21 protein-coding genes are annotated in these 23,446 nt (G+C 70.3%); 10 read left to right on the top strand and 11 right to left on the bottom strand.

Annotated features, from left to right (window positions below; all coding sequences use genetic code 11):
* Nucleotides 1-82 precede the first annotated feature (82 nt).
* Nucleotides 83-4,123, top strand: coding sequence for an ATP-dependent RNA helicase HrpA (gene hrpA / locus LG388_RS26220; RefSeq protein ID WP_225785476.1), 4,041 nt, complete (start codon nucleotides 83-85; stop codon nucleotides 4,121-4,123).
* A gap of 98 nt (nucleotides 4,124-4,221) precedes the next feature.
* Nucleotides 4,222-4,614, top strand: coding sequence for a DUF305 domain-containing protein (locus LG388_RS26215; RefSeq protein WP_225785475.1), 393 nt, complete (start codon nucleotides 4,222-4,224; stop codon nucleotides 4,612-4,614).
* Between the two features lie 93 nt (nucleotides 4,615-4,707).
* Here LG388_RS26215 and LG388_RS26210 read toward each other — a convergent pair whose 3' ends face one another.
* The 6 genes from LG388_RS26210 to lptF all read right to left on the bottom strand — a co-directional run bounded on the left by LG388_RS26210 (nucleotide 4,708) and on the right by lptF (nucleotide 9,773).
* Complete coding sequence (locus tag LG388_RS26210) at nucleotides 4,708-4,866, bottom strand: DUF3309 family protein (RefSeq protein WP_225785501.1); 159 nt, start codon at nucleotides 4,864-4,866, stop codon at nucleotides 4,708-4,710.
* A 102-nt stretch (nucleotides 4,867-4,968) separates the two neighbouring features.
* On the bottom strand, nucleotides 4,969-6,168 hold the full coding sequence (locus LG388_RS26205) for a pyridoxal phosphate-dependent aminotransferase (protein WP_225785474.1): 1,200 nt from the start codon (nucleotides 6,166-6,168) through the stop codon (nucleotides 4,969-4,971).
* A complete protein-coding gene (locus LG388_RS26200) occupies nucleotides 6,165-7,106 on the bottom strand; it encodes a CysB family HTH-type transcriptional regulator (protein WP_225785473.1) in 942 nt (313 codons plus the stop codon). Before LG388_RS26200 ends, LG388_RS26205 begins: the two co-directional genes overlap by 4 nt.
* Before the next feature lie 43 nt (nucleotides 7,107-7,149).
* A complete protein-coding gene (locus LG388_RS26195) occupies nucleotides 7,150-7,542 on the bottom strand; it encodes a sirohydrochlorin chelatase (RefSeq protein WP_225785472.1) in 393 nt (130 codons plus the stop codon).
* A 27-nt stretch (nucleotides 7,543-7,569) separates the two neighbouring features.
* Entirely contained in the window at nucleotides 7,570-8,679 is a 1,110-nt protein-coding gene (gene lptG / locus LG388_RS26190) for an LPS export ABC transporter permease LptG (protein ID WP_225785500.1), read from the bottom strand.
* A 2-nt stretch (nucleotides 8,680-8,681) separates the two neighbouring features.
* Nucleotides 8,682-9,773, bottom strand: a complete 1,092-nt coding sequence (gene lptF, locus LG388_RS26185; RefSeq protein WP_225785471.1) for an LPS export ABC transporter permease LptF — start codon at nucleotides 9,771-9,773, stop codon at nucleotides 8,682-8,684.
* 60 nt (nucleotides 9,774-9,833) lie between these two features.
* Here lptF and LG388_RS26180 point away from each other — a divergent pair, with 60 nt between their 5' ends.
* From LG388_RS26180 to LG388_RS26170, 3 genes are read left to right on the top strand one after another with little or no spacing between them, the layout of a single operon-like run.
* Complete coding sequence (locus LG388_RS26180; protein WP_225785470.1) at nucleotides 9,834-11,372, top strand: leucyl aminopeptidase; 1,539 nt, start codon at nucleotides 9,834-9,836, stop codon at nucleotides 11,370-11,372.
* Nucleotides 11,369-11,818: a DNA polymerase III subunit chi gene (locus LG388_RS26175; RefSeq protein ID WP_225785469.1), complete on the top strand. Its 450-nt coding sequence runs from the start codon at nucleotides 11,369-11,371 to the stop codon at nucleotides 11,816-11,818. The genes LG388_RS26180 and LG388_RS26175 overlap by 4 nt, the downstream gene beginning before the upstream one ends.
* Entirely contained in the window at nucleotides 11,815-12,465 is a 651-nt protein-coding gene (locus LG388_RS26170) for a hypothetical protein (RefSeq protein ID WP_225785468.1), read from the top strand. Before LG388_RS26175 ends, LG388_RS26170 begins: the two co-directional genes overlap by 4 nt.
* Before the next feature lie 139 nt (nucleotides 12,466-12,604).
* Here the strand turns inward: LG388_RS26170 and LG388_RS26165 are convergent, their stop codons facing one another.
* Complete coding sequence (locus tag LG388_RS26165) at nucleotides 12,605-13,693, bottom strand: IS5-like element ISCte5 family transposase (RefSeq protein ID WP_225785467.1); 1,089 nt, start codon at nucleotides 13,691-13,693, stop codon at nucleotides 12,605-12,607.
* A 217-nt stretch (nucleotides 13,694-13,910) separates the two neighbouring features.
* Here LG388_RS26165 and LG388_RS26160 point away from each other — a divergent pair, with 217 nt between their 5' ends.
* Together LG388_RS26160 and LG388_RS26155 are read left to right on the top strand one after the other, a co-directional pair.
* Nucleotides 13,911-15,122, top strand: coding sequence for a branched-chain amino acid ABC transporter substrate-binding protein (locus LG388_RS26160; protein WP_225785466.1), 1,212 nt, complete (start codon nucleotides 13,911-13,913; stop codon nucleotides 15,120-15,122).
* 271 nt (nucleotides 15,123-15,393) lie between these two features.
* The gene (locus LG388_RS26155) at nucleotides 15,394-15,963 is read left to right on the top strand and encodes a methylated-DNA--[protein]-cysteine S-methyltransferase (RefSeq protein ID WP_225785465.1); all 570 of its coding nucleotides are present in this window, start codon (nucleotides 15,394-15,396) and stop codon (nucleotides 15,961-15,963) included.
* Here the strand turns inward: LG388_RS26155 and LG388_RS26150 are convergent.
* Together LG388_RS26150 and LG388_RS26145 are read right to left on the bottom strand one after the other, a co-directional pair.
* Nucleotides 15,960-17,216, bottom strand: a complete 1,257-nt coding sequence (locus LG388_RS26150) for a PrsW family intramembrane metalloprotease (RefSeq protein WP_225785464.1) — start codon at nucleotides 17,214-17,216, stop codon at nucleotides 15,960-15,962. The two genes, LG388_RS26155 and LG388_RS26150, sit on opposite strands and share 4 nt — an antisense overlap.
* A complete protein-coding gene (locus LG388_RS26145; RefSeq protein ID WP_225785463.1) occupies nucleotides 17,213-17,779 on the bottom strand; it encodes a hypothetical protein in 567 nt (188 codons plus the stop codon). The genes LG388_RS26150 and LG388_RS26145 overlap by 4 nt, the downstream gene beginning before the upstream one ends.
* 269 nt (nucleotides 17,780-18,048) lie before the next feature.
* On the opposite strand from LG388_RS26145, the gene LG388_RS26140 reads away from it, so the two are divergent.
* The 3 genes from LG388_RS26140 to LG388_RS26130 all read left to right on the top strand — a co-directional run bounded on the left by LG388_RS26140 (nucleotide 18,049) and on the right by LG388_RS26130 (nucleotide 21,208).
* Nucleotides 18,049-18,480 carry a hypothetical protein gene (locus LG388_RS26140; RefSeq protein ID WP_225785462.1) on the top strand — a complete coding sequence of 144 codons (432 nt, stop codon included), beginning with the start codon at nucleotides 18,049-18,051 and terminating at the stop codon, nucleotides 18,478-18,480.
* Between the two features lie 134 nt (nucleotides 18,481-18,614).
* Complete coding sequence (locus LG388_RS26135; RefSeq protein ID WP_225785461.1) at nucleotides 18,615-19,817, top strand: multidrug effflux MFS transporter; 1,203 nt, start codon at nucleotides 18,615-18,617, stop codon at nucleotides 19,815-19,817.
* A 59-nt stretch (nucleotides 19,818-19,876) separates the two neighbouring features.
* On the top strand, nucleotides 19,877-21,208 hold the full coding sequence (locus LG388_RS26130) for an MFS transporter (RefSeq protein WP_225785499.1): 1,332 nt from the start codon (nucleotides 19,877-19,879) through the stop codon (nucleotides 21,206-21,208).
* Nucleotides 21,209-21,248: 40 nt separating this feature from the next.
* Here the strand turns inward: LG388_RS26130 and LG388_RS26125 are convergent, their stop codons facing one another.
* Both LG388_RS26125 and LG388_RS26120 read right to left on the bottom strand, forming a co-directional pair.
* Nucleotides 21,249-21,938 carry a glutathione S-transferase gene (locus LG388_RS26125; protein ID WP_225785460.1) on the bottom strand — a complete coding sequence of 230 codons (690 nt, stop codon included), beginning with the start codon at nucleotides 21,936-21,938 and terminating at the stop codon, nucleotides 21,249-21,251.
* Nucleotides 21,905-23,260, bottom strand: coding sequence for an MATE family efflux transporter (locus tag LG388_RS26120; RefSeq protein WP_370630250.1), 1,356 nt, complete (start codon nucleotides 23,258-23,260; stop codon nucleotides 21,905-21,907). The genes LG388_RS26125 and LG388_RS26120 overlap by 34 nt, the downstream gene beginning before the upstream one ends.
* Nucleotides 23,261-23,446 lie beyond the last annotated feature (186 nt).

Raw genomic sequence — 23,446 nt, 5'->3', positions numbered from 1 at the left:
CGTGCTGACAAGCGCCCACGGCGCGGCGCATGGCATCACGTTGTGCATGCACAACGCGCACTTCCGATAATCGGGGGCTTCTATGAATCTTCCCCCGTTTTCTTCGGCGGCGCCTGCTGCCCCAGCGGCAGCGGCGCGCGCGCGTCCGGTCATCCACTTTCCCGAGTCCCTGCCCGTCAGCGGCAAGCGCGACGAGATCATGGCCGCCATCGCGGCACACCAGGTGGTCATCGTGTGCGGCGAAACGGGCTCGGGCAAGACCACGCAGCTGCCCAAGATCGCGCTGGCGCTGGGCCGCGGCAAGCTCAACGCGCCCCCGGGCCGTGGCCGGCTGATCGGCCATACGCAGCCGCGCCGCATCGCGGCCAGTTCGGTGGCCAAGCGCATCGCCGAGGAACTGAACACGCCGCTGGGCGAGGTGGTGGGCTACAAGGTCCGCTTCCAGGACCGGCTGAGCCGCGACGCCTCGGTCAAGCTGATGACCGACGGCATCCTGCTGGCCGAGACGCAGACCGACCCGCTGCTCAAGGCCTACGACACGCTGATCATCGACGAGGCGCACGAGCGCTCGCTGAACATCGACTTCCTGCTCGGCTACCTCAAGGAGATCCTGCCGCGCCGGCCTGATCTGAAGGTGATCGTCACCTCGGCCACCATCGATGCGGACCGCTTCGCCAAGCACTTTGAAAGCGCGAAGGGCCCGGCGCCCGTCTTGTACGTGTCGGGCCGCACCTTTCCCGTGGAGGTGCGCTACCGGCCCTTCGAGGAGTCGAAGGAGTTCGACCTCAACGACGCCATCGCCGACGGCGTGGACGAGTTATGGCAAGGCAATGCGGGCGGCGACATCCTGGTCTTCCTGCCCGGCGAGCGCGAGATTCGGGAGGCCGCTGATCACCTGCGCAAGCACCTGTCTCACCACCCCGTGATGCGCAATGCCGAGGTGCTGCCGCTGTTCGCGCGCCTGTCGCAAGCCGAGCAGGACCGCATCTTCGACGGCCACACCGGCCGGCGCATCGTGCTGGCGACCAACGTGGCCGAAACCTCGCTCACGGTGCCCGGCATCCGCTACGTGATCGACGCCGGCACGGCGCGCGTCAAGCGGTATGCCTTCCGCAGCAAGGTGGAGCAGCTGCTGGTCGAGCCCGTGAGCCAGGCCGCCGCCAACCAGCGCGCCGGCCGCTGCGGCCGCGTGGCCAACGGCATCTGCATCCGCCTGTACGACGAGAAGGACTTCAACAGCCGGCCGCGCTTCACCGACCCCGAGATCCTGCGCTCGTCACTGGCCGGCGTGATCCTGCGCATGAAGTCGCTGCACCTGGGCGACGTGGCGCAGTTCCCCTTCCTGGAGGCGCCTTCGGGCCGCGCCATTGCCGACGGCTACCAACTGCTGCAGGAACTGGGCGCGGTGGACGAGGCGAACCAGCTCACCCCCGTGGGCGCCGAGCTGGCCAAGCTGCCGCTGGACCCACGCGTGGGCCGCATGATCCTGGAAGCGCGCACGCGCGGCGCGCTGGAGGAAGTGCTGGTCATCGCCAGCGCCATGAGTGTGCAGGACGTGCGCGACCGGCCGCTGGAGGCGCAGCAGCAGGCCGATCAGGCGCATGCCAAGTTCGACGACGAGAAGAGCGAATTCAGCGGCTACCTGACCTTGTGGAAGTGGATCAACGACGCACGCGGCGGTGCGCCCGTGGCGCAGACGCGGCGCGAGATGCAGGCTGCCACGCAAGGGCCGAAGAAAGCCCATGCGGCCGTGCTGCCGGTGGCACAACGCCAGCAGGTGCAGGCAGCGGCCACGCCCACGACTCCCGCTGCCGCCCCCACGCACAGGCTTAGCAACCGCCAGTACGAGCAGTTGCTGCGCCAGAACTTCATCAACGTGCGCCGCGTGCGCGAATGGCGCGACATCCATTCGCAGCTGCTCACGGTGGTCAACGAGCACAAGTGGAAGCTCAACGCCGCCCCGGCTTCGTACGAGGCGATCCACAAGTCCATGCTGGCGGGCCTGCTGGGCAACATCGGCTGGAAGATGGACGAGGAGGCCGGCTCGGCCTCGGGCGAGTACCTGGGCGCGCGCGGCATCAAGTTCCACCGCCATCCGGGCGCGCACCTGCGCAAGCGGCCGGGCCGCTGGATCGTGTGCGCCGAGCTGGTGGAAACCACGCGCCTGTTCGGCCGCGGCATCGCCAGCATCGAGCCGCAGTGGATCGAGGAAGTGGCCGGCCACCTGCTCAGGAAGCAGCTGCTGGACCCGCACTGGGAGAAGAAGGAGGCGCGCGTGACGGCCTTCGAGCGCGCCACGCTCTACGGCCTGGTCATCTACAGCGGCCGGCGCGTGGACTTCGCCAAGGCCGACCCGGCGGGTGCGCGCGAGATCTTCATCCGCGAAGCGCTGGTGGCCGGCGAGTGGGAAACCCAACTTCCCTTCCTGGCCGCCAACCGGAAGCTGGTGCGCGAGGTGGAGGCGCTGGAACACAAGTCGCGCCGGCAGGACGTGCTGGTGGACGAGGCGCTGATCTACGCCTTCTACGACGCCCACGTCCCGCAGGACGTGGCCGGTGGCCGTAGCTTCGAGCACTGGTGGCGCGAAGGCGCCAAGGCCCATCCGCGCCTGCTCTTCCTGAGCAAGGAGGAGCTGATGCGCCACCAGGCCGCGGGCATCACGACCCAGGCCTTCCCGCCCACGGTGAAGCTGGGCGGCGTGGATTGCGCCGCCGCCTACCTGCACGAGCCCGGCGACGCGCGCGACGGCCTCACGGTGACGGTGCCGCTGTTCGTGCTCAACCAGGTCAGCGAAGAGCGCTGCGAATGGCTGGTGCCGGGCATGCTCAAGGACAAGGTGCAGGCGCTGCTCAAGAGCCTGCCGCAGAAGCCGCGCGCACGCTTCGTGCCATTGGCCGAGTCGGCGGCGCGGCTCGCGGGCGAGTTGGGCGCGGCCGAGGCCTTCGGCAGCGGCTCGCTCACCGATGCGCTGCTGAAAAAGGTGCGCGACGAGACCAGCCTGGACGTGAAGCGCGCCGACTTCAAGCTGGACATGCTGCCGCCGCACCTGTTCATGAACCTGGTCGTGGTGGACGAGCACGGCCGCCAGCTGGGCATGGGGCGCAACCTGGGCGCGCTCAAGGGCGAGCTGGGTGCCAGGGCGCGCGGGGCCTTCCAGGCGTTGGCCGGGCTGCGCGTGCGGGAGGCGCCAGCGGCCGGCCAGCCCGCGCCGGCCGTGCCCGCGCGTGCCGCCGCGGCGCCGGCGAAGGCCCGTGCCGCGCCACCGGCCGCCGCGCCCGCGCGCCACACGGCCTGGACTTTCGGCGAGCTGCCCGAGCTGATGGAAGTGCGGCGCGGTGGCCAGTCGCTGGTGGGCTTTCCGGCGCTCATCGACGCGGGCGATGCCGTCACCATCGAGGTCTTCGACGAGCCGGAGGTGGCCGCCGCCAAGCACCGCGCCGGCCTGCGCCGCCTGGTTGCCTTGCAGATCAAGGACGCGCTCAAGTACCTGGAGAAGAACATCCCCGACCTGCAGAAGATGGCCGTGGCCTACATGCCGCTGGGCACGATGGAGGAGCTGCGCGCGCAGATCATCGACGTGGCGGTGGACCGGGCCTTCCTGCAGGAGCCGCTGCCCACCGACGCCGGCAGCTTCGCGCGCCGGCTGGAGGAGGGGCGCGGGCGGCTCACGCTGATCGCCAACGAGGTCGCGCGTCTGGCCGCCGCCATCCTGGCCGAGTACGCGCTCGCGGTGCGCAAGATCAAGGACACGAAAACCGCGCCCGAAGCGGTGAAGGACGCGCAGGAACAATTGCAGCGCCTGGTCGGCAAGCGCTTCATCGCCGACGCGCCCTGGCCGCAGCTGCAGCATTTCGTGCGCTACCTCAAGGCCGTCGTGCTGCGGCTGGACAAGCTGCGCGCCGATCCCGCGCGCGATGCCGCCAGGCTGGCCGAGTTCAAGCCGCAGGAGCAGCGCTACTGGCGCCTGGTGGCCGAGCGCAAGGGCGCGGTGGATGCGCGCATGCTGGAATTCCGCTGGCTGCTGGAGGAATTGCGCGTGAGTTTCTTCGCGCAGGAACTTCGCACGCCGCAGCCGGTCAGTCTAAAGCGGCTGGACAAGGCCTGGGCGCAGCTGCAGGGCTGAGAAGCTGGAAACGGATCCGCCGCCCTGCCCGTGCCGTCCAGGCCGGCGCGGCAGGGCGGCAAGCGCCATCGGTGGCATCAACGTCAAAGGAGCGAGCAGTGAAGCAACTCAAGGCATGGAGCGTGGCGGGCGCGGTGGCGCTGGCGGCCGCAGGAGCGTGGGCCCAGGCGGTTGGCCACGGCGGCCATGGCGCGCACGGTGCGCCCGCGCAACCCGCGCCCCAGGCTGGCGCCTCGGCCAGCACGCAGGCCTATGAGGCGGCCGCCGCGCGCATGCATGACGGCATGGCGATCCCCTACAGCGGCAACTCCGACGTCGACTTCGCGCGCGGCATGATCCCGCACCACCGCGGGGCCATCGAGATGGCGCGCATCCAGCTCCAGCATGGCAAGGATCCGGCCCTGCGCAGGCTCGCGCAGGAAGTGATCGACGCCCAGGAAAAGGAGATCGCCTTCCTGGAGGACTGGCTGCGCCGCCATGCGCCGCGCTGATCGGCGGCGGACCGTGCCGATGCGCGGAGCCAGGCGTGGCGAAGGCGCGGACGGCGGGTTGCCGCGCCGCGCCTTCAAAGGGGCGAGGTCCCGCTAGATGCGTCCCATCAGCAGCAGGATGATGACGATCACGACGACCAGGCCCAGCCCGCCGCTGGGCCCGTAGCCCCAGCTCTTGCTGTAGCCCCAGCTGGGCAGTGCGCCGATCAGCAGCAGGATCAGCACGATCAGAAGAATGGTCGAGAGCATCAGCGGTCTCCATGCAGTGGCAATGCGGGCATGGTGCCCCGCCGTGCAGGACCGTTTCGCGGGCGGGCGGCGCTGCGCCCCGTCAGGGCGCGGCGGGCGGCGCTGTCAGAGACGGGCCAGCCGCTCGAGCGCACTGACCAGCGTTTCGTCCTTCTTGGCGAAGCAAAAGCGCACCACGCGCTGGTCGAAGCCGTCGCCATAGAAGGCCGACAGCGGGATCGCCGCCACGCCCACTTCGCGCGTGAGCCACTGGCAGAAGTCGGCTTCGTTCAGATCGCGTGCGGCCGGCAGCGCCGAGATGTCCACGCACTGGAAGTAGGTGCCCTCGCTGCGCAGCAGCTTGAAGCGCGTCTTCGCCAGGCCCTGCACGAAGAGGTCGCGCTTGCGCTGGTAGAAGGCCGGCAGCTCCAGGTAGGGGCCGGGCTGGGCCATGTAGCTGGCCAGCGCATGCTGCATGGGGGTGTTCACGGTGAACACGTTGAACTGGTGCACCTTGCGGAACTCGGCCATCAGCACGGCCGGCGCGGCCACGTAGCCCACCTTCCAGCCGGTCACGTGGTAGGTCTTCCCGAAGCTGCTGACGATGAAGCTGCGCGCGGCCAGGCCCGGGAAGCGGGCCACGCTTTGATGCACGGCGCCGTCATAGACCATGTGCTCGTAGACCTCGTCGCTGATCACGAACACGTCGGTGGGCGCGAGCAGCTCTTCCAGCGCGCGCATCTCGGCCGCGGTCCAGACCGTGGCGCTGGGGTTGTGCGGCGTGTTGATGAGGATCGCGCGCGTGCGCGGCGTGAGCGCCGCCGCGATGCGTGCGAAGTCGGGCCGGAAGCTGCCCGGCGTGAGCGGCACGCGCACCACCGTGCCGCCGGCCAGCTCGATGTTGGGCACGTAGCTGTCGTAGCAGGGTTCGAGCACGATCACTTCGTCGCCCGGTCGCACCAGCGCGAGGATGGCGGTGATGATGGCCTGCGTGGCGCCGGCCGTGACAGTGACCTCGGTGCCCGCGTCGTAGCGGCGGCCGTACAGCGCCTCGATCTTGGCCGCGATGGCCTGGCGCAGCGCCGGGATGCCGGGCATCGGCGGGTACTGGTTGTGGCCGGCCTGCATGGCGGTGGTCACGGCTTCGGTCAGGGCCGGGTCGCAGTGGAAGTCGGGAAAGCCCTGGCCCAGGTTGACGGCGTTCTTCTCGGCCGCGAGCGCGGACATCACGGTGAAGATGGTGGTGCCGACGGCGGGCAGCTTGGTGCCCGGATCGGGCGTGCGGGCAGCGGCGGAAGGAACGGCGGGGGAAAGCACGGCGCTCATAGGTCGTAGTCGTTGGAATGGCCGGCCAGGGCCTTGGCGATCAGGTGGCGGTCCAGCCGGTCGGACAGCAGTTCGGCGAACTTGAAGACGAAGTTGCGCAGGTAGGCGCTGCGCTTGAAGGCCACGCGCGCGATGTTCTGGCCGAACACCTGGCCCATGGGGCGCACGACCAGGTCGCCGTTGCTGTCGTCGCGCACCGCCATCTCGGCCACGATGCCCACGCCCAGGCCCAGGCGCACGTAGGTCTTGATCACGTCCGAATCGATGGCCTCGAGCGCGATGCGCGGCGAGAGCTTCTTCTGCGCGAAGGCATGGTCGATGCGCGTGCGGCCGGTGAAGGAGGGGTGGTAGGTGATCAGGGGCTCGTTCGCCAGGTCTTCCAGCGTCACCCGCTCCTTGGAGGCCAGCGGATGCTCCTTGGGCAGCACCAGCACGTGCTGCCATTCGTAGCAGGGCAGGGTGACCAGGTCGGCATAGCTGTCCAGCGATTCGGTGGCGATGCCGATCTCGGCGACCTCGTCGAGCACCATGCGCGCCACCTGGTCGGGCGAGCCCTGGTGCAGGCTGACGTTGACCTTGGGGTAGGCCTCGCGCAGGCGCGCCACGGGCACCGGCAGCACGTAGCGCGCCTGCGTGTGGGTGGTGGCGATGGACAGCGTGCCGCTGTCCTGCGCGCTGAACTGCTCGCCGATGCGCTTGAGGTTGCCCACCTCGCGCATGATCAGGTCGATGCTGGCGATCACGTGCTGGCCGGGCTCGGTGATGCGCTTCAAGCGCTTGCCGTGGCGCGCGAAGATCTCGATGCCCAGTTCCTCTTCCAGCTCGATGATGGCCTTGGAAACGCCAGGCTGGGAGGTGTGCAGCGCCTTGGCCGCTTCGGTCAGGTTGAGGTTGCGGCGCACCGCCTCCTGCACGAACTTGAACTGATGAAGATTCATAACTGATTCATCAAATATTTGTGAATCATTATGTCATTTAATTCTAAAGATCGGCGCCTGCCACCGAATCTGGCTCGTCCTGCAAGGCAATCCGCGTGAGGGCGTCGAGCAGCGCCTCGTGCTGTCCCACGGGCCGTCGCAGGGCCACGGGCACCAGTGGGAAGCGGGCCTGCAACTGCGCCACGCGCCGCGGCAGATCCTCGCGCACATGGTGGCCCATGCCGAGGAACAGGGGCAGCACCTGCAGCGCGGTCGAGCCTTCGGCCACCAGTTCGGCGGCGGCGGTCTGCAGGTCGGGCTCGGCCAGTTCCAGGTAGGCGCAGCGCACGGGCCGGTCGGGCGCCTGCCGCGCGATGCGGCGGGCGACGGCCTCCACCGGCTCGCGCCATTGCGGGTCGCGCGAACCGTGGGCCAGCAGGATGATGGCTTGGGGCATGTCGAACGGTCGAACGCGGGGCCGTTCCTAGCGCCTGAGCACCAGCCAGCCGAAGGCGCCCAGCGACAGCATCGAATAGATGATCCCCGGCGCGGCGGCCGTGATCCAGGGCAGCCAGTTGCGCAGGTTGCCGATGTAGCCGAAAACGTTGTTGAGCAGGAAGAAGCTGATGCCGATCATCACGCCGCCGAACACGTAGCCCGCGATGCCGCTCTGGCGGAAATGCAGGTAGGCGAAGGGCAGGGCCAGCACCACCATGACCAGGCAGCTGAGCGGGTAGAAGACCTTGCGCCAGAACTCGATCTCATAGCGCTGCGCGTCCTGGCCGTTGGCTTCCAGGTGGCGGATGTAGTCGAACAGGTCCAGCGTCTTCATGCGCTCGGGCCGCAGCAGTGCCACCGACACCATGTCGCCGGTCAGCGTGCTGGGCCAGGCGTAGTAGGGCTGCGTGGTGATGGTCACGCGCGCGGAGCCGTCGGCGTTGCGGGTCTGGAACTCCTGGCGCCGCACGTCCTTGAGCAGCCAGCCCTCGGGCCCGATGCCGGCGCTGGCGGCATTGGTCTGCGACACCAGGAAGCCGCGCTCGTCGAATTCGAAGATGCGCGGCTGCTTCACGCTGCCGTCCGGCTCGATGGACAGCACGTTGACGGAGAAGGTGCGGTCTTCGCGCGTCTCGCGCAGCCAGCCGCCCGTGAGGCCGGCCGACAGCAGGTAGCCCTGGTGCTGCGACTTGAGCAGCTGCGCCGTGCGGCTGGCCCAGGGGGCCAGGTAGTCGCCCACCGCGGCCGTGAGCACCACGAAGGCCGAGCCCAGCACCAGCAGCATGCGCAGTGCGCGCCAGGGCCCCAGGCCGCTGGTGCGCAGGATGGTGAACTCCGAACTGCGGGCCAGGTTGGACAGCACGAAGATGGTGCCGATGAGCACCGCGATGGGCAGCAGTTCGTAGAGGTGGCTCGGGATTTGCAGCACCACGTACATCAGCGCCTGCGGCATGCGGTAGGCGTCGGTCAGGCCCTTGCCCACGGCGTCGAGCTCGTCGACGAAATCGAAGAAGAAGAACAGGCACAAAAAGCCCAGCGCCACGAAGGCGATGGAGCGCAGCACGTCGCGGTAGATCAGGCGACGGATGGTGGTCATGCTCATGCTGCGGTCCTGCGCAGGCGCGGCAGCAGCCGCCAGTTGTTGTGCCGCTGGCCCAGCCACAGCAGCGTGAGCCCAAACACGCCACCGTGCAGCACAAGCAGGAACAGGTCCATGCGCACACGGCCCGAGCCCACCCAGTTCTGGCCCAGGTTCAGCAGGTTGTAGTACACGGCGAAGAAGAAGAGGGCGAAGATCAGGTTGGCGCTGCGGCCCACGCGCGGGTTCACGCCCGATACCGCAAGCGCCAGCAGCACGAAATTGAGGCCCGCCAGCATCAGGCCCACGCGCCAGCCCAGCTCGCCCAGGTTGGGCGGGGTGGGCGAGGCGATCAGGCCCAGCGAGGGCGTGGCGCGCGGCGACGGACCGTTGCTGCCCACCCCGCCGCCATCGCCGATGCGCGCGCCATAGGTCTGGAACTCGCTCACCTTCAGGCCGTTGCGGTCGAAGGGGTTCTCGATGCGCTGGCCGTTGCGCAGCATCAGGTAGCGCACGCCGTTCTCGGTCTCCACCGTGCCGTGCTGCGCGGAGGTGACGATCTCCATGTTGCGCTCCAGCGAGGAGATGAACACGTTGGAGGCCTGGCTGGCATCGGTCGAGTTCTTGTCGATGTAGAACACACGGTTGCGGCCCGAGGATTCCTGGAACTGGCCCGGCGCCACGCGGTCGAGGTCGCCGCGCTGCTCGTACTGCGCGCGCATGCCCTGCGTCTGCGCATTGGCCCAGGGCCAGCCCACGAAGGCCAGCGCGCCGATCAGCAGCAGCACGGGCCAGGCGAAACCCAGCAGCGGGCGCACGAAATCGGCCAGCCCGCGCCCGCTGGCGAACCAGATCACCATCTCGCTGTCGCGGTACATGCGCGAGAGCGTGCCCACGATCGCGATGAACAGGCTCAGGCTCAGGATGGTGGGCATGTAGCCCAGCAGCGTGTAGGCCATCACCAGGAACACTTCGGAAGGGTTCACGCCGCCACGCGACGCCAGACCCAGCGTGCGGATCAGGATGATGGTCATGACGATGGTCGCCAGCACCACGAGGGTCGCGCCGAAGCTGCGCGACAACTCTTTGCGTAGAGAGGAATGGAATAACATCGTCGAGGAACCGGCCGCCCTTTGCACCTGCGCGGGTGGAGCGCGGCCAAAAGCGAGATTATGGACTTTCAACTCAAGACCCTCAGCCTGGCCCAGGCCGCCACCGAAAAGACCGATGCGCTGATCGTGCTGCTGCCGCGGGACGCGGCGCTCGAGGGCGGCGACGCGCTGGCCGGGCTGCTGCGCGACGCGTGGCAGGCGGGTGACATCGGCGAGCGGACCGGCCGCTTGCTGGCCTTCTACAAGCCCGCGGGGGTGAGCGCCTCGCGCCTGTGGGCCGTGCATGCCGGTGACCTGCGGGCCGCCGACGTGCGCACGGCCGTGCTGGCGGCGGTGCAGGCCGCCAACGCGAGCAAGTCGCGCCGCGTGTTGCTGGTCGCGGCGGGCGCGCTCGACGCCGCTGCGCTGCGGGCCGCCGTCACCGCCGCCGCGGACGCGAGCTATGTCTACACCACCACCCGCACCAAGACCGAGCCGCGCGCGATCCGGCAACTGACCCTGGGCGTGCCCGATGCCAAGGCCCTGCAGCCCGCGCTGGAGACCGCCGTGGCCACGGTGCGCGGCGTGGAGTTCGCCAAGGAATGGGCCAATCGCCCGGGCAACCATTGCACGCCGACGATGCTGGCCGAGGCCGCGCGTTCCCTGGCCAAGGCGCCGCGCGTGCGTTGCGAAGTGCTGGGGCCCAAGGAGGTGGCAGCCCTCAGGATGGGCGCCTTCATGGCCGTGGCCCAGGGCTCGGCCGAGCCGCTGCGCTTCATCGTGCTGCGCTACCAGGGCGCGGCCAAGGACGCGGCGCCGCAGGTGCTGGTGGGCAAGGGCATCACCTTCGACACCGGTGGCGTGTCGCTCAAGCCCGCGGCCGAGATGGACGAGATGAAGTTCGACATGGGTGGCGCGGCCAGCGTGCTGGGCGTGTTCCGCGCGCTGGGCGAACTGCAGCCGGCCCTGAACGTGATCGGCCTGATCCCCGCCTGCGAGAACATGAACGATGGCCGCGCGCTCAAGCCGGGCGACGTGGTCACGAGCATGAACGGCCAGACCATCGAGGTGCTCAACACCGACGCCGAAGGCCGGCTGATCCTGTGCGATGCGCTGGAATACGCCAAGCGCTTCAAGCCCGCCGCGGTGGTGGACATCGCCACCCTCACGGGCGCCTGCGTGATCGCGCTGGGCGGTGTGCGCAGCGGCTTGTTCTCCACCGACGACGCGCTGGCGCAGGCGTTGCAGGCGGCCGGCGAGGCGGCGCTGGACCGCTGCTGGCGCCTGCCGCTGGACGAGGAGTACGGCGAAGGCCTGAAGACGAATTTCGCCGACGTGGCCAACGTGGCCGGCCGCGCGGGCGGCGCGATCACGGCCGCCAAGTTCCTGCAGCGCTTCACGGCCGACCTGCGCTGGGCGCACCTGGACATCGCCGGCACGGCCTGGAAGAGCGGTGCCGCCAAGGGGGCGACCGGCCGGCCCGTGGGCCTGCTCTTGCAGTACCTGCTGGACCAGGGCGCGCCCGCCGGGACCGGGAAGCCGGCCCGCGCGGCCCGCAAGTCCGCCGCGGCCGGGGCACCCGCCGCAGGCAAGGGCGGCCGCACCGCTCGCCGCGCGTGACGGGCATCGACGTCCACTTCAACGCCGGCGACAAGCTCGGCCATGCCTGCCGTCTGCTGCGCAAGGCCGTGGCCGGCGCCGGCGCGAGGGTGGTGGTGGTGGCCGAGGCGCCTGTGCTGCAGGCGCTGGACCAGGCGCTGTGGACTTTCTCGCCCAGCGACTTCATCGCGCATTGCCTCGCTTCGGCGCCGCCGGCCGTGCTGTCGCGCAGCCCCGTCGTGCTGCTGGAGCCGCAGGACGGCCCTGATGCCGCGCGGGTCCCGCACCATGAAGTGATGGTCAACCTGGGCCCGGCCACGCCGGCGGGCTTCGAGCGCTTCGAGCGCCTGATCGACGTGGTCGGCCAGGAGCCGGCCGAGCGCGAGGCCGGCCGCCAGCGCTGGCGCCACTACCAGTCCCGCGGCTACGCGATCACGCGCCACGACCTGGGCGCCAGGAGCGCATGATGGAGGGGCCGCCGCGCACGCCGCCGCGTTTCGTGCCGACGCTGACGGCCGTGGTGGACCTGCAGGAAGAGGCCGCCACGGCGCCCGCACCCGCACCCGCATCCGCATCCGCGCCTGAGTCGCCAGCGCCTGTCGCGGCCGAGCCAACGGTCGAGCCCTTGTCCATGGCGCCGCGCGACGCGGCCGTGAAGCCGGAACTGCCGGTGCTGACCGACGCTTTCACGGCCGAGCCGCCGTTCGCGCGCGCGCCCTCACAACCGCCGCTGGCCGAACCCGGGCCCCGCGTGGCGGGCGCTGCCGATGCGATGCAGGCCGAGGGCGCGCCGCACGAAGGCGCGCCGTTCCAGCCCGTGCCGGCCCCGCCGAGCATGCGCGCGCTGCCCATCGACGAGGCCGAAGCCTTCCGGCTGGAAGAAGAGCTGCTGCATCGCGTGCTGCAGCGCGTGGACCTGTCGCTGGAAGACCGGCTCACCGAGATCGTGTCGGCCGCCGTGCAGCAGCAGCTCGACGCGATGGTGCCGCGCCTGCGGCAGAGCGTGGAGGCCGCGCTGCGCGAATTGGTGGTCGAAGCGATGGCGCATGAACTATCGGAAACCCCGGGGTCCGCGGCGCATTCGCGCACCCGGCTTGATCTAACAGGCCGTTGAAAAAATGCTCATCGAACGCGCCAGGGTCGTGGATTTCGAAGAAACGGATCGCGCAAACTGGCCTGCGCAGCGATTGGAGCGGCCATTTCGGCCTGTTTGCAGGCCGTTTTGCCCGTTCCGGGCGCACGTATCCCATGGTTCACGCATGATGCGCGTCCCACCAACCGCCCAGACTGCCCATGCGCACCAGGTTGTAGGTGGCAAAGCACAGCAGCGCCTGGCCCGCGAGCTTGGCCTGACCGATCAATTTGGTCTTGGCCAGACCGCCCACTGTCTTGATCCAGCCAAAGGCCTCCTCGATTCGCTTGCGCACTTTGAGGCTGGTTTTGTAGCCCTCGTGGCGCTTGATGCGCCCATCGACTGCAGAGTGCTTGTCCTTGGCCGCCACGTGCGGCGTGACCAAGAGCCGGCGACAGCCCTTGATGAAGTTCTTGCTGTCGTAGCCCTTGTCGGCGCCGACCGTGGCCCGCTTGTTCCTGTTGCCCCGGCGTTTGAGCATCGCCAGCGCCGCCTCGCGCTCGGCGGTGCCACTGGCATGTGTGATCTCCACATCCACGATCAGACCGTTGCGGTTCTCCATGAGGATGTGCCCCATGTGGCACAGGCGGGACTTGTCGCCCGCGCTCTTCTTGAACAGCCGGGCATCGGCATCGGTGGTGCTGGCATGGGTGCCGTTGCAGCGCTCCTGCCCTTTGAAGTTCACCTCGGGGTTGCGTCCGGGTGGCGTGCCGCTGTCGTCGTCTTTGCGTTTGAAACTCTTGTGCGAGGCCCAGGCCTCAATCAGCGTGCCGTCCACGCTGAAGTGTTCGTCGCTGGCAAGCCGGCCCCACTGGGCGCTGAGCTTGACGCGCTCGAAGAAGGCGCGCGCCAGGTCTTCGTTGAAGAGGCGTTCGCGGTTGGCGCTGAAGGTGGAGTGGTCCCAAACTTTGTCCTCGATGTTCAGGCCGACGAACCAGCGGTACAGCAGGTTGTAGTTGACCGCCTCGACCAGCTGGCGTTCGCTGCGGATGGAGAACAGGATTTGCAGCAGCAAGGCCTTGAGCAGCATCTCCGGCGGCACCGACGGTCGGCCACGGCGGGCGTACACCGCTTCGAACTCGCTGTTCATGCTCGCCAGCAGCGCATCCACCACGGCGCGCAACTTGCGCAGCGGGTGTGCCGCTGGCACTCTTTCTTCAAGGCTGATGTAGCTGAACATCGCCCCCTGGAAGTCTTGGTTGCCTCTCATCTTTCTTGTCGCAGTTGTTGCGGGATGGCTTCAGATCGTAGCGGCCGACGCGGACGCTCGCAGGGGATTTTTCAACGGCCTGCTAAACTGAATTTCAGGTCGGGACGGCGCGAGGGGCGCCGGCCGGAGCCTCCGGCCTGGAACTTGCTCCAAGCGTAGGCCCCGGTCACGAAGACCGGTTTAATCAACTCTTGTTCCTCAAGTTCTGGAGGTTTCCATGCAATTGAAATGGACGGCGGTCGCACTGGCTGCTCTCTCGGTGGTGGCGTGCGGCAAGAAGGAAGAGGCCGCAGCGCCTGCGGCGGCCCCCGCACCCACGGCCGCAGCACCCGCGCCGGCTGCACCTCCTGCAGCGGAGACCGTGGTGGTCAAGATCGGCCACGTGGGCCCTGTCAGCGGTCCCATCGCCCACCTGGGCAAGGACAACGAACTCGGCGCCAAGATGGCCATCGAGGACTTGAACGCCCAGGGCGTGAAGATCGGCGACAAGGTGGCCAGGTTCGAGCTGGTCGCCGAAGACGATGCCGGCGATCCGAAGCAGGGCACGGCCGTGGCGCAGAAGCTGGTCGACAGCAAGGTCAACGGCGTGGTCGGCCACCTGAACTCGGGCACCACCATTCCCGCGTCCAAGCTGTACAGCGATGCCGGCATCCCGCAGGTCTCGCCTTCGGCCACCAACCCCAAGTACACGCGCCAGGGTTTCAAGACGACCTTCCGCGTCGTGGCCGATGACACGCAGCTGGGTGGCACGCTGGGCCGCTATGCGGTGCAGACGCTCAACGGCAAGAAGATCGCCGTGATCGACGACCGCACGGCCTACGGCCAGGGCGTGGCCGAGGAGTTCTCCAAGGCCGCCAAGGAAGCGGGCGCGACCATCGTGGGCCACGAGTTCACGACCGACAAGTCCACCGACTTCAACGCCATCCTGACCAAGCTCAAGGGCCAGAGCCCCGACATCCTGTTCTTCGGCGGCATGGACGCCGTCGGCGGCCCGATGCTCAAGCAGGTCAAGCAGCTGGGCCTGAACGTCAAGTTCATGGGCGGCGACGGCCTGTGCACGGGCGAGCTGGCCAAGCTGGCCGGCGATGCCATCGGCGAAGACATGGTGGTGTGCGCCGAAGCCGGCGGCGTGGATGGCGACTTCAAGGCGCCGCTGGATGCCTGGAAGGCCAAGTTCAAGGAAAAGAACGGTGTGGACGTGCAGATCTACGCCCCGTACGTGTACGACGCCGTGCAGGTGCTGGCCGCCGCCATGCAGAAGGCCGGCTCGGCCGATCCCGAGAAGTACCTGCCCGAAGTGGGCAAGGTCGACTACAAGGGCCTGACCGGCCCGATCACCTTCGACGAGAAGGGCGACATCAAGGGCGGCGCCCTGACGCTGTACACCTACAAGGGCGGCCAGCGCACGCAGATCGCCGTGGTGCGCTGATCTGACCGGACCGTCCATCGCCGACGCGTTTCGGCGCGCGCGATCTGAAAAAGGGCCTGCGGGCCCTTTTTTGCGCCCTCTTGCGCCTCGCACCACGGGCCTGGCGGGTCGCATGCGTTCGGCGGCAAGGCGCGCCGCCCATCCGTCCCGCCAGCCAAGGCCGGGCCGGGCCGGCTGCGTCTCGCGCCCTGCGAGAGGGAGACAATGGCAGGCCGCTGGAGGCGGGGCTGCCCGCTTGACTTTCCGTGTCCCATCTTTCGATGCCGAAACCATGACCGAAAAGACTGTGCTTGCGCAGGGCTGGGCCGCGTTCGTGACCGCGATCGGCCATTGCGGACTGGCCTGGGGCGACGCGGGCCTGCGCTGCGTGCTGCTGCCGGAGAAGGATGGCAGCGCCGAGGGAATGCGCGCCCGGCTGCGTCGGCGGTGGCCGGCATGGGCCGAGGCGCAGGAATGCCAGTGGCCCCCGTCGGTCCGGCATGCGGTGGAGGGCGTGCGGGCCCTGCTGGCCGGCGAGCCGCGCGACCTGCAGGACATCGTGCTCGACATGGCGGCGATCCCGGCCTTCCAGCAGCGCGTGTATGCGCTGGCGCGCGCCATTGCGCCGGGCGAGGTGCGCACCTATGGCGAGATCGCGCAGGCGCTGGGCGACCGGACGCAGGCGCGCGCCGTCGGCCAGGCGCTGGGGGCCAATCCCTTCGCGCCGGTGGTGCCTTGCCACCGGGTGCTCGGCGCGCGGGGCTGGCAAGGGGGCTTCTCGGCGCCGGGCGGGGTGGAACTGAAGCTGCGCATGCTCGCGATCGAGGGCGCGCGGCCGGGCGGCCAGGGCCAGTTGTTCTAGCCGGCGCCCGCGGTGGCGCGCCCGCCCGCCGGCGGGGCCGGCGCCACCAGCGCATCGAGCCTGGCGCGGATGCGCCGGATCGCCAATTCGTGCCGCAGCGTGTGCGCGCCGCGCCCGTAGGTGCCGGCCTGCATCACCAGGCGCAGCTGCTCGCGCTGCAGTCGGCCCTTCAGGCGCCGCGCGCGGCGGCCGTGCCGGCGGCCCATCTCGCGGCGCACGCGCCAGCGCTCCAGCGGCGAGCCCAGACGCTGCCATTCGTCGTCGCGCAGCAGGTCGCGCTCGGGCACGAAGCAGGACGCCAGGTGGTGGAGGTGGGCGCCGCTTTCGCGCACGGCCGCGCGCCAGAACACCGCCGCCGCCGCCAGCACGGGCAGGCCTTTCACGATCAGCAGCAGCGCCAGGCCCAGCGGGCCGTCGCTGAACCCGTCTTCGAGCCAGGGCGAGTTCCAGAAGAAATGCATGAACCACGCAAGCCCGAAGCACAGCAGCGCGATGGCGACGCGCGCAGCGGGGCCGCGCTCGGTGTGGCGCAGGTACCAGGCCACGCCGTAGGCCGCGATCGTGGTGTAGGCGGCATGGGTCCACAGTCCGCTGAGCAGCCCGCGCGTGACCAGGTTCAGCAGCACGGGCAGCACCTGGCTTTCGAGCGGGAAGTTCATGGCCGCGCGAACGGTGTAGCTGAGGTTCTCCACCACCTGGAAGCCCAGCCCGGCCATGGCGCCCACCACCAGCACCGACAGCTCGGTCTGGAACTGGTTGCGCGCGACCAGGATGAGCAGCAGCACGCCAACCAGCTTGAGGAACTCCTCGGTGACCGGGCCCGCAAGCGCGGGTCCCCACACGGCCACGAACTCGGGCGAGATCAGCTTGGCCGCGAGGCTCTGGATCGCGACGTTGGCCGGCAGCGCCAGGTGCACCGCGCCCAGGCCGCCCCAGGCAAAGGCCAGGGCATAGGCCTCGGGCGGGTGCTGCTCCAGCAGATCCAGTGCGCGAAAGAGCGCGAAGAAGGCCAGCGTGTACAGGCTCCACACGGCCAGCCCCAGCAGCGCCGCGATGGGCACGACGCGAAAGCCCGTGGCAAAGAGCCCCACGGTGTAGACCAGGCCATTGGCGAGCCAGGCGGCCAGCAGCCAGAAGGCCGCGCGCCGGGGCTGGAAGAAGGAATCGGTGCCAATGGGCCAGGCCTGCGATGCCTGCGAGGCAGGGGCGTCGGTGGTATCGGGCGCGGCAGGCGGGGTCTGGCGCAGGTTCACGACGCCTCCAGGTCCATCGAAGCGAGCATGCGGCGGGCGTCGGCCAGCGCCTCGGACGCCACGGACGCGTCCTCGTTCGGCCCGTAGAAGTCCACCTGCACGACCGACTGCCGGTGCGCGTCCACCATCTGCCAGAAGCGGCCGCTGAGCTTGGGGCCGTAGTAGGCGAAGGTGCTGCCCTGCAGGCCCCAGTCGGTGAAGAAGTCCGTGCTCTCGCCCTCGATGCGCAGGTGCTCGCCGCGCACGATCAGCCGCTGCTGCCGTGCCATCGGCCCCTGCGGCCCGCCCAGCCAGCGCGCGGTCTTGACGGAGAAGGTGTGGCCGTTCTTGAACAGCACCAGCGACTGGCCGGCGCGCGAGCGCGACACGTCCATCAGCCAGCCCGGCGCCGGCACGAAGCGCGCCTGGCCGACCGAAAGCGTCGGCTGGGCGGGCAGGGCGCGCGTGGCGGGCGTGTGCCGGTCCCACCACTGCAGGCCGCCCACATAGGCGGTGATGGCGGCCAGGAGAGCCAGGCTGGCCGGCCAGGTGCGGTAGGGGACGCGGCGGGTGGGCTCGAGCATGGGCGGGATCGTGCCACAGGCCAGGCGCGCTTCCAGGCGCCTGCGCGCCGGCCGCCTTCGCAGGCGTGGCGCGCCCGCATCCCGGGGTCGGCCATGGTTGTTACATCCACTTGCACTGCGCGGGATTGGGCGGCACCTGTTTGAAGAGGAAAACGAAATGCCTAAGATGGCTGCGAACGCCTCCCGGCTCCATGCACCTGGTGGGCGTGGACCGGACACAAAGACACGGCCGCGGAGCGGCGGCCGCAGAGACAGCAGGGAAGGCTGAGATGCGAGAACCCGGACCCACCGATCGGACGGCCGGCGCTGTCGAGCGTGCGCGGCAGGCTGCCATGGCCCATTTCCAGTTGCTGGTCATGCTCGAGGTGGTGCGGGAATGGACGCGCGCCGACGCCGTGGACCTGGCCGAAGCGGCCGAGCAGACCGAGGCCATCACCATGGGGCTGCAGCGCCTGCCTTCGCCGCAGATCGCCGCCGAGCCTCGCATGCGGGCGCAGGAACAGATCCTGCTGGTGCTGCGCAAGCTGGACCGGCTCACTCAGCTGGCGCCCTTGCAGTCGCGCGACCCGGCGGTGGTGGGCGCGATCCTCGAAGGGCTGCGCCGGCTGCGCGTGGCCAACGAGACGGCCCAGCAGATGCTGGAGCGGAGCCTGCCGCCGGCCGACGGCGGCAGCGCGCTGCGGATGCCGCCACCCGCTTGAGCGCCGGCCATAGGGCGCGCGCAGCCTTCCCCCTCCCGCGCATTCACGCAGGGCACCAGCGCAACAACCTCGCCGCGCCGCCCGCGCCGGCGGCGCCGCAGCAGCCATGCCGCACTCTGGCGACAATCGCGGCGATGACTTCTTCCCCGCGTTTCGTGGGCCTGGCGCTGGTGCTGGGTCTTCTCTCGGCCATCGGCCCCTTTGCCATCGACATGTACCTGCCGGCCCTGCCGCTGATCGGGCAGGAACTGGGCGCCGACATGCGCACCGTGCAACTGAGCCTCACGGCCTTCTTCATCGCCATCGGGGCGGGCCAGCTGGTCTACGGGCCGGTGTCGGACATGCTGGGCCGCAAGCCGGCGCTCTTCTTCGGCCTGGGGCTGTTCGCGCTGGCCAGCGTGGGCTGTGCGCTGGCCACCGACATCCGCGTCCTGGTGGCGCTGCGCTTCGTCCAGGGGCTGGGCGCGGCCGCGGGCATGGCCGTGCCGCGGGCCGTGGTGCGCGACCTGCACACGGGCGTGGACGCGGCGCGCCTGATGTCGCTGCTGATGCTGGTGTTCAGCGTCTCGCCCATCCTCGCGCCGCTGGCCGGCAGCGCCGTGATCGCCTGGACCGGCTGGCGCGCCGTGTTCTGGGCCGTGGCCCTTGCGGCCGTGGCCGGCATGGCGCTGATGGTGTTCGCGCTGAAGGAGACGCGCGGCCCCGAAGCGCGTGTGCAGAGCAGCCTGGGCGCCGCCTGGCGCGCGTATGCGATGCTGCTGCGCGACCGCCACTACCTGGGCCTGGTGGCCATCGGCGGCTTCGGCATGGCGGGCTTCTTCACCTACCTGGCCAATTCCTCCTTCGTGATGATCGACCATTACGGCCTCACGCCCACGCAGTACAGCCTGGCCTTCGCGCTCAACGCGGCCGCCTTCATCGGCGCCGCGCAGCTCAACGGGCTGCTGGGCCGGCGCTTCGGCCTGGTGCCGCTGGTGCGCTTCTCGGCGGCGGCCTCGGCGCTGCTGCTGCTGGCGCTGCTGGCCTTCTTCGGCGCCGGCGGCGATTCGCTGGCCGTGTTGATCGTGCTTTTCTTCTGCGCCAGCGCCTTCATGGGGCAGGTGATCCCGACCACGGCCGTGCTCGCGCTGGAGGCGCACGGCGCGATCGCGGGCACGGCGTCCGCGCTGATGGGCACCCTGCAGATGCTGGGCGGCGCCCTGGCGATGGCCGTGGTCGGCCTGGCGACCAGCAGCCATCCGCTGCCGATGGTGGTGGGCATGGCGGCCGGCGGGCTGCTGTCACTGCTCACGACCTGGGGCACGCTGGGGCGGCGCGGCACGGCGGTGCCGGCGTGACGGCCGGCTCGGCCGCTTCGCGCCCCGGCGGCCTGCCGCCCGCGCAGCGCTGGCGCGCGATGGGCGTGCTGGTGCTGGGCATTGCGCTGGCGGTGCTCGACGGCACCATCCTCAACCTGGCGTTGCCCGACATCGCGCGCGGCTTCGGCGCCTCGCCTTCGCATGCGATCTGGGTGGTCAACGCCTACCAGATCGCCACGCTGGTGATGTTGCTGCCGCTGGCCACGCTGGGCGACCTGATCGGCTACCGCCGCGTCTACCTGGGCGGCATGGCGCTGTTCGCGCTGGCCTCGCTGGGCGCGATGGTGGCGCCCACGCTGGGCACGCTGATCGCGGCGCGCGCGCTGCAGGGGCTGGGTGCCGCGGGTGTGATGAGCGTCAACGCGGCGCTCGTGCGGCTGATCTTTCCGCCCGCGCAGCTGGGGCGCGGCATGGCCATCAATTCGATGGTGGTCGCCACGGCCTCGGTGGCCGGGCCGACGGTGGCGGCGGGCATTCTGTCCTTCGCGGCCTGGCCCTGGCTGTTCGCGCTGAACCTGCCGTTCGGCCTGCTGGTGATCGCGCTGGGCTGGCGCGCGCTGCCGCCCAACGCCACGGCCGCCGCGCCGGGGGCGCGCATCGCGCCGCTGGACGTGCTGCTCAACGTGCTGATGTTCGCGCTGATCTTCCTGGGCGCCGACCGGCTGGCCGTGCGCGAAGGCGCCGCGCCGGGCCTGCCGCTGGACGGCCTGACGCTGCTGGGCGCGGGCGTGCTGGTGGGCGCGCTGCATGTGCGCCGCCAGCGCGCGCGCGTGGCGCCGCTCTTTCCGGTCGACCTGCTGCGCATCCCGGTGTTCGCGCTGTCCATGGGCGCCTCCATCAGCGCTTTCTCGGCCCAGACGCTGGCCTACCTGTCGCTGCCCTTCCTGCTGCTGGAAAGCTGGGGCCGCTCGCACCTCGAGGCCGGCCTGCTGATGACGGCCTGGCCGCTGGCCATCGTGGCCATGGGGCCGGTGGTGGGGCGGTTGATCGGCCGCGTGGCCGACGGCTGGCTGGGCGGCATCGGCATGGGGCTGCTGGCGCTGGGCCTGCTGCTGCTCGCGCGGCTGCCGGCCGGTGCCAGCGACGCGGCCATGGTGGCGCGGCTGGTGCTGTGCGGCGTCGGCTTCGCGCTGTTCCAGTCGCCCAACAACCACACCATCGTGAGCTCGGCCCCGCTGGCGCGCAGCGGCGCCGCCAGCGGCATGCAGGGCACGGCGCGGCTCACGGGGCAGACGCTGGGGGCCGTGCTGCTGGCGGGCATCTTCAGCCTGTGGCCGCCGCAGGCCGGCCACGGGCCGCTTTTGGCGCTGGGGCTGGCGGCCGGCTGCGCGGCGCTGGCGGGGGTGTTCAGCGCCTTGCGCGTGCGCTGACGCCGGCGCCAGCGGTCCGGCCGGGGCGGCGCGCAGCGCTTCAGTCGTCGGCGCCGAAGCGCACCTGCGGCTGGCCGGGCCGCCAGGGCGGGACCTGGCGCATCGCCCGCGCGAACAGCGGGCCGTCCAGCCAGCGCTGCAACCAGTTCTGCAGGCGGGGCCAGGGCTGGGCGCCAAACCAGGCCGCGTCGACCTGCGCAGCCTGCCGCACGAAAGGCATCCAGGCCGCGTCGGCGAGGCTGGCCTGCGGCGCGCACAGGAAGGCGTGTTCTTGAAGCCGCCCATCGAGGGCCGCGAACTGGCGGGCGACGGAGTCGCGTGCGGCCCCGGGCGCCCAGCCGGCGTGCCGCTCGGGGTACTTGTAGGCGTCCAGCGCCTGCTTGAACGGGCCGTCGCACTGCGCGATCAGGGCTTGCGCGGCGTCGTCGTCGTGCGTCAGCCAGCCGAGCGGGTCGTGCCGCCGCAGGGTCCAGCGCATGATGTCCAGGCTCTGGTCGATCACCGTGCCGTCGGCCAGCTGCAGCACGGGCACCGTGCCCTTGGGCGAGGCCGCCAGCAGCGCGGCCGGCTTGTCGCGCAGCAGCACCTCGCGCAGCACGCAGGCCTGGCCGCTGGCCAGCAGCGCGAGCCGGGCGCGCATCGCGTACGGGCAGCGGCGGAAGGAATACAGCACGGGCAGGGCGCTGCCCGCGTCGTTCAGACCAGCCGGCGAATGGCTTTCTTGCGCCATACGAAGCGGTAGTAGGCGGCCTGCAGCGCCAGCGTGCAGGCGAAGAACACCGGGTAGGCGAACCACACGCCGTCCAGGCCGATGCGGCGGCTCATGACCCAGGCGACGGGCACTTCCACCAGCACGATGCACAGCACCGAAATCAGCGTGGGCACCAGCACCGTGCCGCTGGCGCGCATGATCCCCGACAGCGCCGAGCCCATGCCGAAGATCACGAGGCTCCACAGCATGATGTGCAGCAGGCGCTGCGCGATCTCGATCACGGCCGGATCGGTGATGAACAGGCCCATGAGCGGGCGCGAGAAAAGGTAGCCCAGGCCGACCAGGCCGCCGGTGAGCACCAGGTTCATGCCCAGCGCCGTGCGCGTGATGGCCCCCAGCCGGTCGGCGCGGCCCGCGCCGATGGCCTGCGCGCCCAGGATCGAGGCCGTGATGGCGATGGAGATGGCCGGAAACTGCACATAGGCGACCACCTGGTTGACGGCGCCATAGGCCGCGGTGGCGTGGGAGCCGAAGTCGTTCACCATGGTCAGCAGGGCCAGCTCGGCGCCGGCCACCACGATCATCTGCACGCCCGTGGGCACGCCCACGCGCAGCACGCCGCGCAGCAGTGCGGGATCGATGCGCAGGTGCCGCGCGAACGCCGCATCGGGCGCGAGCGGGCTGCGCCTGCGGCGCAGGTGGCGGCTCATCCAGGCCAGCGCGACCACGAAGGCCGCCACCGAGCCCCAGGCGGCGCTGGCCACGCCCTGCGGTGGCAGGCCCAGCCAGCCGCGGATCAGCGCCGGCGTGAGCAGCAGGCCGGCGCCGGTGGAAATGAGCAGCGTGAACATGGGCGTCAGTGTGTCGCCCACGCCGCGCAGCAGCGAGGTGGCGAGCAGGAACACGAACAGCCCCGGCATCGCCACCAGCATGATGCGGGCGTAGCGCGTGGCCTCGGGCAGGATGTCCGCCGGCGTGCCCAGCATGCGCAGCAGCGGATCGGTGAACAGCCCGCCCAGCACCGCGATCAGCACGCCGAACAGCACCGTCACGCTCAGCGTGGTGCCGGCGATCGCGCGCGCCTTCTCCGCTTCGCGCGCGCCCCAGGCCTGGCCGATCAGCACCGAGCCGCCGGCACCCAGCCCGATGACGAAGGCGATGAAGAAGAACATCACCGGAAAGAAGCTGGACACCGCCGCCATGGCATTCACGCCCAGCATCTGGCCCACGAACACGTTGTTCAACGTGCCCGACAGCGACTGCAGGACGTTGGCCAGCAGCATGGGCGCGAGGAAGAACGCGAAGGTCTGCCACAGCGGGCGCGGGGCCGGCACGGGCAGGGGCGAGGGCGTGGCGCTCGCGGCGCCGTCCGCCCCGGGGGCGGAGGAGGAAGATGGGGAGCTCAAGGAAGGTTCTGCCTTAAAGCGCCGCAGCGGCGCTTGCGCGCCGGGGTGCGGGGTTGTGGTGGGGCTGGAGGCGGCGACGCCGCGGCCTCGGCGATGCGAGGCGATGCAAGGCGGCGGCGG

This window comes from Xenophilus sp. Marseille-Q4582, assembly GCF_916700565.1.
Classification (GTDB): Bacteria; Pseudomonadota; Gammaproteobacteria; order Burkholderiales; family Burkholderiaceae_C; genus Xenophilus.
The sequence above is the reverse complement of the archived record's forward strand: the minus strand, read 5'-3'. Positions and strand labels throughout refer to the sequence as shown.